This window comes from Bradyrhizobium sp. HKCCYLRH3061, assembly GCF_051168015.1.
Lineage (GTDB): Bacteria > Pseudomonadota > Alphaproteobacteria > Rhizobiales > Xanthobacteraceae > Bradyrhizobium.
The window spans coordinates 167950-182043 of the sequence record NZ_JBNPUE010000008.1 but is presented as its reverse complement, the minus strand read 5'-3'; the positions used below and the strand labels follow the sequence as shown (position 1 = coordinate 182043).

Sequence of the window (14094 nt, the reverse complement as noted above, 5' to 3'; positions counted from 1 at the left end):
TCAGGAGGGACAGGCCCAGCGCCCGAGGGGTCGAACGCTGGGCCGCAGTCCACACGGAGTGCCTCCAGCGAGATGGGGGAACGCCGCCAGAGGCACGGACATGACTCGCGGCGGGCTGGGTCGTTCCTAATTCCTATGTTCGGCCCTTCGCCCGCGTGACTTCGATGATAGCCTCGCAAGGTTCAGTGAGGAATCGGAACTTCGCTGCTCATCCCGGGTTTGCCGCTTTTGGCCAGGCCGCGGAGATGCGTCGTGAGCGAGAAGGCAAAAATCCAGGACTACAAATCTCCGGCTGGCGGTTGGGGGTCGGTGCACGCGGTCGCGAGCATCCTCACGCAGGAGGAGGTGACGCTGCTCGGCAGCGAGATCCTGCTGAAACAGAACAAGCCGGGCGGCTTCATGTGCGTCAGCTGCTCTTGGGCCAAGCCGGCAAAGCCGCACCCGTTCGAATTTTGCGAGAATGGCGCCAAGGCGACCGCGTGGGAAATCACCGGCAAGACCGTCGGACCGGAGTTCTTTGCTCGGCACAGTCTGACAGAGTTGCGAGGCTGGTCGGATCATCAGCTCGAAGAGCAGGGGCGTCTCGCTCATCCCATGCGCTACGACGCTGCGGCGGATCGCTATGTTGCCGTGAGCTGGGACGAGGCCTTCCGCGACATCGGGGCGGAGTTGAACAAGCTCGATCCACGGTCGGTCGTGATGTACACGTCGGGCCGGGCCTCGCTCGAGACGAGCTACATGTATCAGCTGTTCGGCCGGATGTACGGCACCAACAATTTTCCCGACAGCTCCAACATGTGCCACGAGTCGACGTCGGTAGCGCTGCCTGAGGTGATCGGCGTGCCCGTCGGCACGGTGCTGCTGGAGGATTTCGACAAAGCGGATTGCATATTTTTCTTCGGCCAGAACACGACGACGAACTCGCCGCGCATGCTGCATCCGTTGCAGCGGGCGGCGCAACGCGGCGTACCCATCATCACCTTCAACCCGCTGCGTGAGCGGGGGCTGGAGCGCTTCACCGATCCGCAGAACCCGATTCAGATGGTGCTGACCGGCGGGACGCGGATCAGCACGCAATATCATCAATTGCGCGTCGGCGGAGATGGGGCGACGCTGCTCGGATTGTGCAAGGCGGTCATCGAGGCGGATGACGCGGCGGTCGCCACGAAGAGCCCGCGTGTGCTGGATGTCGTCTTCATCGAGCAGCACACGTCCGGCTTCGAGGCCTTTGCGACCTTCTGCCGGCAGGCGTCGTGGAGCGATATCGAGCGGTCTTCCGGCCTCGAGCGCGCCGCCATCCTGGAGGCTGCCAAGGTCTACGCGAACTCGCACGCCGTGATCGCCAATTACGGCATGGGAATTACGCAGCATCGGCATGGCGTCGAGACGGCCAAGATGATCGTGAATCTCCTGCTGTTGCGCGGCAATATCGGCAAGCCCGGGGCCGGCATCTCGCCTGTCCGCGGCCATTCCAACGTGCAGGGTCAGCGCACCGTGGGAATCTCCGAGAAGACCAAGCTGGTGCCACTCGACAAACTGGCCGATCTCTATTCCTTCGAGCCGCCGCGATGGGACGGTCTCAGCACGGTGGATGCCTGCCAGGGCATCATCAAGGGCGACGTGAAGGGCTTCATCAGTCTCGGCGGCAACTTCCTGCGCGCCGTCCCGGAACGTTCGCTGATGGAGCCGGCGTGGTCGAAGCTGCGGCTGTCTGTGCAGATCGCAACCAAGCTCAATCGCAGCCACATCGTCGCAGGCGAGGTGACCTATCTGCTGCCGTGCCTCGGCCGCATCGAAATCGACCGGCAGGCCAGCGGAGATCAGGCGGTCTCGATGGAGGACTCCACCACCTGCATTCACGGCTCGCGCGGGCAGCGCCAACCCGTCGCCGAGACCTTGTTGTCCGAACCAGCCATTGTCGCCGGTCTCGCCAAGGCCACCCTGAAGCCAAATCCGCGCGTCGACTGGGATGCCTGGGTTGGCGACTACGCGCGCGTCAGAGACGCGATCGAGCGGACCTATCCCGAGCAGTTCAAAGATTTCAATAAGCGCCTGTTTGAGCCCGGCGGCTTTCCGCGGCCGCTTGGCGCCCGCGAACGCAAATGGAAGACACCGACCGGCAAGGCGAACTTCACCGTGCCCAGGGCGGCGCTCAATCCGCCAGAGGAAGGCAACGGCGTGTTTCAGCTGATGACCTTGCGCGCCGACGGCCAGTTCAACACCACCATCTACAACGAGGACGACCGTTTTCGCGGCGTCACCGGTGGCCGTCAGATCGTCTTCATGAACGCGAGCGACATGGCTGATCTGGGCATCAAGCAGGGCGAACCGGTTCGGCTCTCGACCGAGGCCGATGACGGCGTGGAGCGCTCGCTGGGCGGGCTCCAGGCAGTGGCGTTCGACATTCCGCGTTACAGCGTTGCGGCCTACTACCCCGAATGCAACGGATTGATTCCGCTATGGCACTATGCGGAGGGCAGCAAGGTGCCCGCCGCCAAGTCGATCCCGGTCCGGATCTCGCGCGACATGGCCTGAGCTACCCGGGGCGGTCAGCCCGCAGCCCGTTGTCGTGCGTCGTCCGGAGCCGCCGTTGCGCAAGGGCTCGTGATCTCCGGCGGGGTCGCGCCGGGGCGGAGCGGGACGACCAGCCGGCACACCAATCCCTCTGGACGCCAGTCGAAGGAGGCGCGCCCACCGAGCTGGCTTTCCACACTGGCCATCAGGCTGCGCGTGCCGAAGCCGCGCGAGGTCGGTGCGCGCACCAAGGGACCGCCGGTTTCAATCCAGATCAGATCCAGGCGCTCATCCTCGATGGTCCATTTGACCGAGAGATGTCCGGAGCGGACCGACAGCGCGCCGTATTTGGCCGAGTTTGTCACCAGCTCGTGCAGCGCCAACGCCAGCGTCTGTGCGGTCGCAGGCTCGAGTTGCAGCTCGGCACCGTCAAAGGCGACCTGGCCGCCCGGTGCATAGGGTGCAAGTTCTTCGGCCACCAACCTGCTTATCTTCGCACCTTCCCAGCTTGATAGCGAGAGGATGGTGTGAACGCGGGCCAGTGCGCTGATGCGCCCCTCTACCGCGTTGACATAGGTCTTCACGCTGTCCGCCTTGGTGAGCCGCACGATCGACTGGGCCAAGGTCAGCGCATTCTTGGCACGATGATCCACCTCGCGGGTCAGCAGGTTCTGGCGTTCCTCGGCGCGCTTGCGCTCGGTGATGTCGATCGTGACCCCGCTGACGCGGATCACGCGGCCAGTCCTGTCGGTGGTCGCCGCGGCCGTTCCAACGCACCACCGCTCTTCGCCATCGGGCCGGTTGATCCGGAACTCAGCCTCATACGAAGCCGTGCCACGGCTGAATTCCGCGACCACCTGGCGGGCGCGCTCGGCATCCTCCCGGTGCAGCAGCGCCATGATGTTCACGGTGTTCAGCTCGAAGTTCTGCGGCGTGACGCCGAAGATGCGGTACTGGCCCTCGTCCCACATCCAGTCGCCATTGACACCGTCCCAGTCCCATGAGCCCATCCGGCCGGCCGCGATCGCCATGCTCCGACGCTGCTCGCTCTCGACGAGCTTTGCTGTTGATCGCTCAAGCTCGGCCGTGCGAGCCCGTACCCGGTCCTCCAGCTCAAGGTTCAGATGTTCGAGCTCGCGTGTCTTGCGATAGAGCTCGGCAAAGACCTTGATTTTGGCGCGCAGCACCTCCGGCACGACGGGAACCGGCACGTAATCGACGGCGCCCATCTCATAACCACGCAGGCGATCGAAGTCGCTTACCTGGATGGCGGAGATGAAGATGATCGCAATCTTCTGGAACCTCGGATGCTCACGGATCATCTGCGCCAGCTCGAAGCCGTCGAGCTCAGGCATGCAGACGTCGACGAGGATCACGGCGATCTCGTTCTTCAACAGAATTTCGAGCGCCTCGCGACCAGAGGTGGCGACTACGAGGTTTTCGCCGAGTTCCTTCAGGATGACCTCGTAGGCCAGCAGCTTCGCCGGCTGATCGTCGACCAGGAGGATGTTGACCTTCGCATGTTCCATCATGATGAGCCGTTCAGCGGTGCAGCCACATGCGAATCGCAAGGAGCAGCTGCTCGGTGTTGACGGGTTTTGCCAGATAATCGGAGGCGCCGGCTTCGAGACACTTTTCGCGGTCTCCCTTCATGGCTTTCGCGGTCAACGCGATGATGGGGAGCCGGACGAAGGCGGGGTTTTGCCTGATGACGCCGATCGTCTGATAACCATCCATCTGCGGCATCATGATGTCCATGAGCACGATCGCGATTGCAGAATTGCTCTGCACCAGGTCGATCGCTTCGCTGCCGGTGGTCGCCGTCAGCACTTTCATGCCGCGGCGTTCCAGCACGCTGGAGAGAGCAAAGATGTTGCGGGCGTCGTCGTCGACCAGCAGCACCGTCTTGCCGATCAGATCCTCGTCGGAACTGTTCAGCTTCTCCAGCATGCGCTGCTTCTCGAGCGGCAACTCCGTAATCACGCGGTGCAGGAACAACGCCGTCTCGTCGAGCAGCCGCTCCGGCGATTCGACGCCCTTGACGACGATGCTCCGCGCCATCGTATGCAGTTCCGCATCCTCCTCGGCCGACAATTCCCGCCCGGTGAAGACGACCACCGGAACGCTCGACAAGAACTCGTCGGAGCGCAATTGATCGAGGACGTCGAACCCGCTCATGTCGGGCAGCCGGAGATCGAGAACCACGCAATCGCACGGCGCGCTGCGCAGCGTCTCGAGCGCAGCAGCCCCCGTATCCGCCGCGATGATCTCGATGTCGTCGTGATCCAGGAGCTGGCGGATGCTGAGCTGCTCGGCCGCGTTGTCCTCGACGATCAGCAGCCGCTTGCGTCGCGGCTTGGCGTATTCCTTGATCTGCGACAGGGCGGCGCTGACGCCCTCCGTTGTCGTGGGCTTGCTGACAAAGGAGAAGGCGCCACGCGCCAAAGCGTGCTGGCGATCTTCGTCGAGCGTGATGATCTGCACCGGGATGTGCCGCGTCAGCGGATTATGCTTGAGCTGGCTCAGAACGGTCCAGCCGAGCATATCCGGCAGGAAGACGTCCAGAGAGATCGCGGCTGGTTGATACTGCTTGGCGAGATCCAGCGCTTCGGCGCCGCGGCCGGCGATCAGGACCTTGAAGCCCTTGTCGCGCGCGAGGTCGATCAGGACGCGCGCGTAGTGTGGATCGTCCTCGACCACGAGCAGGATCGTATCGCCGGGTTCGAGATCGAGGCGATCGTCCGGCGGCGGCTCGATCCCGCGCTCCGGTGCGGCCGCTTGCTGCAGGGCTGGAGGTTGAACGTAGGGAACGGGCGATGCGGGACTGACGCGCGGCGTCGTTGCGGGACCTGAATATTTGAGCGGCAGATAGAGCGTGAAGGTGCTGCCTTTGCCGGGGGCGCTCTTGAGATGGATCTCGCCGCCCAGGAGGTTGGCGAGCTCGCGGCTGATCGCGAGCCCGAGACCGGTGCCGCCATATTTGCGGCTCGTGCCGGCATCCGCCTGCTGGAACGCCTCGAAGATCAGCTTCTGCTTGTCTTGCGGAATGCCGATGCCGGTGTCCGAGACCTCGAACGCGATCACGGCCGGCGCAGTGTTGAGCACCGGATGTTCTGCGCTCCATCCGCCGAGCGCCGCAGACACCTTCAAGCGCACCCCTCCTTCGGCGGTGAACTTGAAGGCGTTCGAAAGCAGGTTCTTCAGCACCTGCTGCAAGCGCTTGGAATCCGTGACGATGCTGCGGGCCAGGTTCGGGTCGACGTCGATGTTGAAGGCGAGCAGGCGGTTTTCTGCCTCGTGGCGGAACGGACGTCCCACGGTATCCAGGAGGTTGGTGGTGAGGATCTCCTCGGCATCGACCGTCACGGTGCCGGACTCGATCTTGGAGAGATCGAGGATGTCGCTGATCAGATTGAGCAGATCGGTGCCGGCGCCATGGATGGTGCGGGCGAACTCGACCTGCTTGAGAGTGAGATTGCCGTCCGGATTCTCGGTCAGCTGCTGGCCGAGGATCAGGATGCTGTTGAGCGGCGTGCGCAGCTCGTGCGACATGTTGGCGAGGAACTCGGACTTGTACTTGGATGTCAGCGCGAGTTCGGTCGCCTTTTCCTCGAGCGCGCGGCGGGCCTGCTCGATCTCCTGGTTCTTGCGCTCGACCTCGACGTTGCGCTCGGCGAGCTGTTGCGCCTTCTGCTCGAGCTGTTCGTTGGTCTGCTGCAGCTCGCGCTGCTGGGTCTGAAGCTCCGCGGCGAGCTGCTGCGACTGCTTCAACAGTCCCTCGGTCTGCATCGTGGCTTCGATCGAATTGAGCACGATGCCGATGGAGTCGGTGAGCTGCTCGAGGAACGTCATCTGCGACGTCGTGAATGGGCTGAGCGACGCCAGCTCGATCACCGCCTTGACCTGGTTCTCGAACAACACCGGCAGCACCACGAGGTTCTTCGGGACGGCGCGGAGCAGGGCGGAGCCCACGGGGATGACGTCGGCTGGGATCTCCGAGACCAGCCGCTGGCGTTTGTCGATCGCGCATTGCCCGATGAGGCCCTCGCCGAACTGGACATGCGTCCGGTGAGGATAGATGCCGTCATCGGCGTATGAGGCGAGCAGGCGCAGCTGTGGCGCGGACTCAGTCTCGACCTGATAGATCACACCGCGATGGGCGTTCACCAGCGGCGTCAGCTCGGTCAGCAGCAGGCGGCCGACGGTGGTCAGGTCGCGCTGGCCCTGCAGCATGTTGGTGAACTTGGCGAGGTTCGTCTTGAGCCAATCCTGCTCGGTGTTGAGGTCGGTGGTGAGCCTCAGATTGGTGATCATCGTATTGATGTTGTCTTTGAGCTCGGCCACCTCGCCGCGGGCATCGACCTGGATGGAGCGGGTGAGATCGCCCTTGGTCACGGCCGTCGCGACCTCGGCGATAGCGCGCACCTGGGACGTCAGATTGGCCGCGAGCAGGTTGACGTTGCCGGTCAGGTCCTTCCACGTGCCGGCCGCGCCGGGCACGTTGGCCTGACCGCCGAGCCTGCCCTCGACGCCGACCTCGCGGGCCACGCTCGTCACCTGGTCGGCGAAGGTCGCCAGCGTCTCCGTCATGTTGTTGATGGTGTCGGCGAGCGCTGCGACCTCGCCCTTCGATTTGACCGTGAGATTCTGCTTGAGATCGCCGTTGGCGACGGCGGTCACGACCTTGACGATGCCGCGGACCTGCTCGGTCAGGTTCGCGGCCATGAAGTTCACGGTATCGGTGAGATCCTTCCAGGTGCCGGCAACGCCCGGCACCTGCGCCTGCCCGCCGAGCTTGCCTTCGGTGCCGACCTCGCGCGCCACGCGCGTCACCTCGCCGGCGAAGGCGTTGAGCTGATCGACCATGGTGTTGATGGTGTTCTTCAGCTCGAGGATTTCGCCCTTCACGTCGACGGTGATCTTGCGCGACAGGTCGCCGCGCGCCACCGCGGTGGTGACCTCTGCGATGTTGCGGACCTGCGTGGTCAGGTTGGCCGCGAGCAGGTTGACGTTGTCGGTCAAATCCTTCCAGGTGCCGCCGACCCCGGGCACAACGGCCTGGCCGCCCAGCCGGCCCTCGGTGCCGACCTCGCGCGCGACGCGCGTCACTTCGGCCGCGAACGAGCGCAACTGCTCCACCATCGTGTTCAGGGTGTCCTTGAGCAGCAGGATTTCGCCGCGCACGTCGACCGTGATCTTCTTCGATAGGTCGCCGCCGGCGATGGCGGTCGCGACCTCGGCGATGTTGCGGACCTGCGCGGTCAGGTTCGAGGCCATGAAGTTGACGCTGTCGGTGAGGTCCTTCCAGGTACCAGCGACTTCGGGCACCTCGGCCTGGCCGCCGAGCTTGCCTTCGGTGCCGACCTCACGGGCGACGCGCGTCACTTCGGACGCGAAGGCGTTGAGCTGGTCCACCATCGTGTTGATGGTGTTTTTCAGCTCGAGGATTTCGCCCTTCACGTCCACGGTGATCTTGCGGGAGAGGTCACCGCGCGCCACGGCCGTGGTCACCTCGGCGATGTTGCGGACCTGGGCCGTCAGATTGCCGGCCATCGAGTTGACGCTGTCGGTGAGATCCTTCCAGGTGCCGGCGACGCCGGGGACGTTGGCCTGGCCGCCGAGCCGGCCCTCGGTGCCGACCTCGCGCGCCACGCGCGTCACCTCGCCCGCGAAGCGGTTGAGCTGATCCACCATCGTGTTCAGCGTCTCCTTGAGGCTCAGGATCTCGCCGCGGACGTCCACCGTGATCTTGCGCGACAGGTCGCCGCCGGCGATGGCGGTTGCGACCTCGGCGATGTTGCGCACTTGGGCGGTCAGATTGCCGGCCATCGAGTTGACGCTGTCGGTGAGGTCCTTCCAGGTGCCGGCGACGCCGGGCACCTCGGCCTGGCCGCCGAGCTTGCCGTCGGTGCCGACCTCGCGCGCCACGCGGGTGACTTCGCCAGCAAAGGCGTTGAGCTGGTCGACCATCGTGTTCAGCGTCTCCTTCAGTTGAAGGATCTCGCCGGAGACGTTGACCGTGATCTTCTTCGACAGGTCGCCCTTGGCGACGGCGGTGGCGACCTCCGCGATGTTGCGGACCTGGCCGGTCAGGTTCGAGGCCATCGAGTTGACGCTGTCGGTGAGGTCTTTCCAGGTGCCGGCGACTCCGCGCACCATGGCCTGGCCGCCGAGCTTGCCCTCGGTGCCGACCTCGCGCGCCACGCGCGTCACCTCGCCGGCGAAGGCGTTGAGCTGGTCGACCATCGTGTTGATGGTGTCCTTCAGCTCCAGGATCTCGCCGCGCACATCGACGGTGATCTTCTTGGACAGGTCGCCATTGGCGACGGCGGTCGTCACCTCCGCGATGTTGCGGACCTGCGCCGTCAGGTTCGACGCCATCGAGTTGACGCTCTCGGTGAGATCCTTCCAGGTGCCGGCAACGCCGAGCACGTTGGCCTGGCCGCCGAGCCGACCGTCGGTGCCGACCTCGCGGGCGACGCGCGTGACCTCGCCGGCGAACGCGTTGAGCTGGTCGACCATCGTGTTCAGCGTTTCCTTCAGCTGAAGGATCTCGCCGGAGACGTTGACCGTGATCTTCTTTGATAGATCGCCGCTGGCGATGGCGGTCGCGACGTCGGCGATGTTGCGGACCTGGGCCGTCAGGTTCGACGCCATGAAGTTCACGTTGTCGGTGAGATCCTTCCAGGTGCCGGCAACGCCCGGCACCTGCGCCTGGCCGCCGAGCTTGCCCTCGGTGCCGACCTCGCGCGCCACGCGCGTCACCTCGGAGGCGAAGGCGTTGAGCTGGTCGACCATCGTGTTGATGGTGTCCTTCAGCTCCAGGATCTCGCCGCGCACGTCGACCGTGATCTTGCGTGACAGGTCGCCGCGAGCGACCGCAGTGGTGACGTTGGCAATGTTGCGGACCTGAGCGGTGAGGTTGCCGCACATCGCGTTGACGGAGTCGGTGAGGTCCTTCCAGGTGCCGGCAACGCCGGGAACGATCGCCTGGCCGCCGAGCTTGCCGTCGGTGCCGACCTCGCGCGCCACGCGCGTCACCTCAGAGGCGAACGAGCGCAACTGATCGACCATCGTGTTGATGGCTTCCTTCAGCTGCAGGATCTCGCCGCGCACGTCGACGGTGATCTTCTTCGACAGGTCGCCATTGGCCACCGCGATCGTCACCTCCGCGATGTTGCGGACCTGGCCGGTGAGGTTGTTGGCCATCGAGTTGACGCTCTCGGTCAGGTCCTTCCAGACGCCCGTGACCTCGGGAACCTGGGCTTGGCCGCCGAGCTTGCCCTCGGTGCCGACCTCGCGCGCCACGCGCGTCACCTCGGAGGTGAAGACGCTGAGCTGCTTGATCATCGTGTTGACGATGGTCGCCGACTGCAGGAACTCGCCGCCCAGAGGCCGCCCATCGACGTCCAGCTTCACGGTCTGCAGGAGGTCGCCTTGGGCCACGGCGGCGACCGCGCGCGTCACCTCGCGGGTGGGCCATAGAAGATCGTCGATCAACGTGTTGATCGAGCTCTCCATGTCCGCCCAGGAGCCGCTGGCAATGCCGAATCGCACGCGCTGGCGCGTCTTTCCCTCCCGTCCCACGACCTGGCCGACGCGTTCGAGCTGCTGCGCCATCCGCTCGTTGGCTGCAATGATCTCGTTGAACGTGTCGGCGATCTTGCCGTCGATGCCGAGATAGTCGCCGCTCATGCGCACGGAGAAATCTCCGGAACGCATCGCCTGGAGGACACGGAGCAGATCCTGGCTGGCATCAGCCGCCTCGGCTCCGTTGCCTTGGCGACCAAACCCTTGGCGCAGGGGCATCGGACCGGCAGCAGAATCGACATCGCTCATCAAGTTCCCCCGTGGCAGACCGCCTGCCAGCAAGAATCCGAGATTCGTATAGCCGGCGGCATACAAGCCGCCGCAACTATCCAAATCAAGCCGGGACGCCGATTTCTCAGGCTTATGGAACCGGCTTCTGCTGGCACAAGCACCTCAACTCCCCTCCAGCAAAAGGGTTCCAAAGGATTTAACTGCCAACGAGGACGGCCATTTCCATGGAACAACGAAGAGACGCCGTCGGAGAACCGCGGGTCGAGATCGGTAGCTCAGTCGCCGCGATGGCCTCCGAAGGCACGATGGGGAATGGTGCGGGGGACAGGAGGAGGTCGGATGGCGCTGCAATGCGCGCCATGTTCCATCGAGCGCAGGGCGAATATTAATATCATGTAACAGAGTTGCACCGCTCCGCCGCGTCTACCAACTCATTGGGATGAAACAATCAGATCTTTTCAGAGAGAACGCAGACAACTGTCTTCAGCTCGCGGAGCGCGCCGACGGAGAGCCGGCGTTCCGGCGCTATCAACGGATGGCCCAGGGCTGGAACGCCCTCGCCCTCCAGCAGGATTGGCTCGATGGCGAGATTGCGCCGCTCGGAGAGCCCTGGACCGCGCTGCCCAAGTAACAAATCCGAATGGAGGAGCGTCCCATGACAGCCCGCACCGTTCTCATTGCACTGCTGACGGCCTTCGGCCTGGCATCGGCCGTCGCCGCGTTCACGACGATCCGCCAGGTGCATACGGAAGCGTATTCGCTGCCGCAGCCCATCACCCGCATCTGAACCAGCGGCAGCATCAAAGCTGCCGATCCGCCAGAGGATCCATGGACCTGTCCATCGGCGTAGGTCGCTTTTGCAGCCGCCAATCGTACATGGATCGATCCGAGCTCCGCCGGCTCGCCGGTACGGCCCAGCGGGGTCTGGCCGCCGCGCGTCCAGCGTCTCCATTTCAGCTCCGCCGGAGACCTGAAGCGGGGTCCAGGTTGGCCGGGAGCGACGGCGTTACGAGTACCCTTCGGCCCGGCTGCTTGGCCAACGACTTTACGTAGTTCGTTGGCTGATCCCGGCTTGACGTGAGGGCAGGCGGCCTTGATGATCCAGAACGGGGCATGAATGTTGGCCTTCATGGTTGCATCGAAATCTTCGGAAGAGACGTCCCGGATCGACTGACGCGTCTGCTGCCGCGACGATGTCGAGTCCGCCGAGCGCTTCGATGGCCTGTTGCACCGGCCGCCGGCAGAACTCCTCGTCGCGCAGGTCGCCAGTGATGGCGACGGCCTTCCGCCCTCCCGCCCGGATCAAGGCGATGACCTCCTGCGCATCCGGCTCTTCGGTTGGGTCGTCGCTCGGCGCGTTTCGGCGAGGGCGTCAGTGCGTCCCATGCAGCAGTCGCTCCCCGGTGATCAGCGCCTTGCGCCGGCGAGGGCCTCCGAACTGCGCTGTGCCGGGTGACGCGGTCGATTCTGCGACGTGTTGGCTCAAGGAGGGAACGAACAGGCGTAGCCGGCGTCGTTACGGCGCGAACCGCGGCCGCGTCGGCGCTACCCAGCTCGGCGCGCTTGGATCACCGACAGAAGGAGCTATCCGATGACGCAGCCAAGCCAAGGCATTGTCAGGACTGAACGCGGCGAGGACCAGCCCGCCGACAAGGAGCGTGCGCAGCGGGTGCATCAGACTACATCGCCGGATGCGCCCTCGCGCGAGGCGACGCGGCATCCTTCGCAGGATCGCAAGCAACACAGCGGAGGCTTGGATTCGGACTGAGCGTCCGGCGGGACTTGAGAACAGCCGGTGACGGTCGAACGTTGCCGATCCATTGGCATGGGAGGATCACATGACATCGATGCTCGATGAACGCGAATATGGCAACCTGATTGGAAGCGACAAGGTCGAAGGCACGGCCGTCTATGGCGCCGACGACACCAAGATCGGCACCATCGAACGCGTGATGATCGACAAGCTGAGCGGGCGGGTCTCGTATGCCGTCCTGGGCTTCGGCGGTTTCCTCGGGCTTGGCAATGACCACTACCCGTTGCCCTGGCAATCCCTGAAGTACGACACGCGACTCGGCGGCTATGTTACCGGCGTGACCGAGAATCAGCTGCGAGGTGCGCCGAAATATTCCGACGAGCGTGAGTGGGACTGGGGCGATGCCGGAGCAGGACGCAAGGTCGACGACTATTACGGCGTCCAACTCGCTTAGGACCGCCGAACGCGTTCATTGCGCTGTCCAGGCCGTTGACGAACCTCGCACGTCGCGGCCATGTCAGCGCTCCCCGATGAAATCTCAGGCGGCCGGCGGCTGAGCGCTGTTTTCGGCCGCCGATCCAGCCATCATGCTGCGGCGGCTCGACAGCCAGATCGGAATCTCGCGGTAGCAGGTGCCTTTTTCATTCATCTCTGCGACCGTCCACCGGCTCGGATGCCGTTCCTTGCCGACGAAGACCCAGTCGTCGGCGGCAGGTGGCGGCTCATTCGGCCTCGTCCTCAGCCATGCCGAACGGGCTCCTTTCGGCAAGCGATCCTGCTTCATCTGATAGAGATCATATACTGGTGAACGCATGACGCTACTCGTCCTCAAGCAACCGCAATTCTCAACACCCTTAGCGTGTCGCGTCGTCGCGGCGGAATTGTGGGAGCGACGCGGCCAGGCTGTGCAAAAGCACGATCAAGCCTGTGATGGACGGTCTCTTCCATATTCTTCGCATGACACGCGTATCGCTGCGAAAAAGGCGACGCGCGGGGCCGTTCAATAACCCCGCGAGCCGGGACCGGCGCCGATTGCGTCCGGCAATGAAGAGTAGGCAGCCCGCGACCGGCGGACTGATCAAATCAGAAGAAAGCGTAGCTGAGATCGAGACCGTAGGTGGCGTGGAGAATGAAGCCAAATGCCGTGGCGCCGCAGAGCATCAGGATCGTGCGCAGCTTCTCGGAGTCGATACGGGTCTCTTCGAGATGGGTCGGGAGAGCCTTGATGAGTGTTGTCATTGTGGGACCTCTGTACGCGAAACGAAGACGGAGATTGAGTTATGAAAAGTATATCTGAGGTTGTTAGATCCCGTTCTGGGGAGGTGGTTTTTGTAGAGTCCCAGAAGAGTTCTAATTGTGAAAGAGGAACCCAGCATCGTGCAGTTTTTGGGGCAAAGTTGCGGAAAGTAAATGATCAGTAAATTAAATCTGAGGTTGATATTAGTTGCGTACAGTATTGTTGCACGTCTTGGCTGCTGAAAGAAGTTGCCAAGTTGCGGCGACGCGGCGCCGCACGTTTTTAAGCTTAATTCCATCGGGGAAGCGGTTTGAGTGTTCTCAGCCCGTGCGGCCCGCTGGCCGATGAGCAGTGTCCGAGCCACGACGCCAATGCGGTTGCAAAAGCAACTCGAAGTATAGAGGCAGCCCACCTTGGCCTCGGCCAATTTGTGGCAGGACGTTAACGGCTATGGCGGTGTCGCCACTCGCTCGCCGGGTTCTTTGGCATGATTGGTATCATGTGAGTGGTGACGACGGAAGCCGGCCGCTGAAATCTCGCTGGTGGGTGTGCTCATCAAACAACAGCCCCACAATCATCGAGCAGGGATCGCACGGGCGTCTCGTGTCGAGCCCAGTTGAGGCGCGAGCGTGATGGGCAGTCCATGGATGATGATGGAGGAGGCGCGCGTGGCATGCCCGCCCTCCGGTGACGGCCTGGACGGATGCTGCGCTCGCTGCCCTGTCGAGCTTCCGATCACCGGTCCCATCTCAGTACCGGGATGTCCCGA

The 14094-nt window shown here is 63.7% G+C and carries 9 protein-coding genes and 1 pseudogene; 5 read left to right on the top strand and 5 right to left on the bottom strand.

Annotated features, from left to right (window positions below; translation table 11 throughout):
* Positions 1 to 252: 252 nt before the first annotated feature.
* Positions 253 to 2535, top strand: a complete 2283-nt coding sequence (locus ACQR2C_RS15665; RefSeq protein WP_434881564.1) for an FdhF/YdeP family oxidoreductase — start codon at positions 253 to 255, stop codon at positions 2533 to 2535.
* A 14-nt stretch (positions 2536 to 2549) separates the two neighbouring features.
* Here the strand turns inward: ACQR2C_RS15665 and ACQR2C_RS15660 are convergent, their stop codons facing one another.
* Positions 2550 to 4043 carry an HWE histidine kinase domain-containing protein gene (locus tag ACQR2C_RS15660; RefSeq protein ID WP_316215912.1) on the bottom strand — a complete coding sequence of 498 codons (1494 nt, stop codon included), beginning with the start codon at positions 4041 to 4043 and terminating at the stop codon, positions 2550 to 2552.
* A gap of 13 nt (positions 4044 to 4056) precedes the next feature.
* Positions 4057 to 10236 (bottom strand): HAMP domain-containing protein, encoded by a 6180-nt coding sequence (locus tag ACQR2C_RS15655; RefSeq protein WP_434881595.1) that lies wholly within the window; start codon positions 10234 to 10236, stop codon positions 4057 to 4059.
* Between the two features lie 538 nt (positions 10237 to 10774).
* Between ACQR2C_RS15655 and ACQR2C_RS15650 the strand changes: the two genes are divergently transcribed.
* Together ACQR2C_RS15650 and ACQR2C_RS15645 are read left to right on the top strand one after the other, a co-directional pair.
* On the top strand, positions 10775 to 10966 hold the full coding sequence (locus ACQR2C_RS15650; protein WP_316215853.1) for a hypothetical protein: 192 nt from the start codon (positions 10775 to 10777) through the stop codon (positions 10964 to 10966).
* A 24-nt stretch (positions 10967 to 10990) separates the two neighbouring features.
* The gene (locus tag ACQR2C_RS15645; protein WP_316178652.1) at positions 10991 to 11122 is read left to right on the top strand and encodes a hypothetical protein; all 132 of its coding nucleotides are present in this window, start codon (positions 10991 to 10993) and stop codon (positions 11120 to 11122) included.
* A 14-nt stretch (positions 11123 to 11136) separates the two neighbouring features.
* Here the strand turns inward: ACQR2C_RS15645 and ACQR2C_RS15640 are convergent.
* Positions 11137 to 11797: pseudogene (locus tag ACQR2C_RS15640) on the bottom strand (SDR family oxidoreductase); the annotation flags it as partial.
* Between the two features lie 129 nt (positions 11798 to 11926).
* On the opposite strand from ACQR2C_RS15640, the gene ACQR2C_RS15635 reads away from it, so the two are divergent.
* Both ACQR2C_RS15635 and ACQR2C_RS15630 read left to right on the top strand, forming a co-directional pair.
* A complete protein-coding gene (locus tag ACQR2C_RS15635; protein WP_434881563.1) occupies positions 11927 to 12103 on the top strand; it encodes a hypothetical protein in 177 nt (58 codons plus the stop codon).
* 70 nt (positions 12104 to 12173) lie between these two features.
* Complete coding sequence (locus ACQR2C_RS15630) at positions 12174 to 12542, top strand: PRC-barrel domain-containing protein (protein ID WP_315738064.1); 369 nt, start codon at positions 12174 to 12176, stop codon at positions 12540 to 12542.
* An 84-nt stretch (positions 12543 to 12626) separates the two neighbouring features.
* Here ACQR2C_RS15630 and ACQR2C_RS15625 read toward each other — a convergent pair whose 3' ends face one another.
* Both ACQR2C_RS15625 and ACQR2C_RS15620 read right to left on the bottom strand, forming a co-directional pair.
* On the bottom strand, positions 12627 to 12902 hold the full coding sequence (locus ACQR2C_RS15625; RefSeq protein WP_315799898.1) for a hypothetical protein: 276 nt from the start codon (positions 12900 to 12902) through the stop codon (positions 12627 to 12629).
* Between the two features lie 269 nt (positions 12903 to 13171).
* Positions 13172 to 13327 carry a hypothetical protein gene (locus ACQR2C_RS15620; protein ID WP_315738062.1) on the bottom strand — a complete coding sequence of 52 codons (156 nt, stop codon included), beginning with the start codon at positions 13325 to 13327 and terminating at the stop codon, positions 13172 to 13174.
* Positions 13328 to 14094: the final 767 nt, after the last annotated feature.

Excerpts from the sequence above, each read along its gene's own strand:
- ACQR2C_RS15635 (WP_434881563.1), top strand. The coding sequence starts at position 11,927 with ATGACGCAGCCAAGCCAAGGCATTGTCAGGACTGAACGCGGCGAGGAC.
- ACQR2C_RS15645 (WP_316178652.1), top strand. The coding sequence starts at position 10,991 with ATGACAGCCCGCACCGTTCTCATTGCACTGCTGACGGCCTTCGGCCTG.
- ACQR2C_RS15655 (WP_434881595.1), bottom strand. The coding sequence starts at position 10,236 with ATGCGTTCCGGAGATTTCTCCGTGCGCATGAGCGGCGACTATCTCGGC.
- ACQR2C_RS15625 (WP_315799898.1), bottom strand. The coding sequence starts at position 12,902 with ATGCGTTCACCAGTATATGATCTCTATCAGATGAAGCAGGATCGCTTG.
- ACQR2C_RS15660 (WP_316215912.1), bottom strand. The coding sequence starts at position 4,043 with ATGGAACATGCGAAGGTCAACATCCTCCTGGTCGACGATCAGCCGGCG.
- ACQR2C_RS15650 (WP_316215853.1), top strand. The coding sequence starts at position 10,775 with ATGAAACAATCAGATCTTTTCAGAGAGAACGCAGACAACTGTCTTCAG.
- ACQR2C_RS15620 (WP_315738062.1), bottom strand. The coding sequence starts at position 13,327 with ATGACAACACTCATCAAGGCTCTCCCGACCCATCTCGAAGAGACCCGT.
- ACQR2C_RS15630 (WP_315738064.1), top strand. The coding sequence starts at position 12,174 with ATGACATCGATGCTCGATGAACGCGAATATGGCAACCTGATTGGAAGC.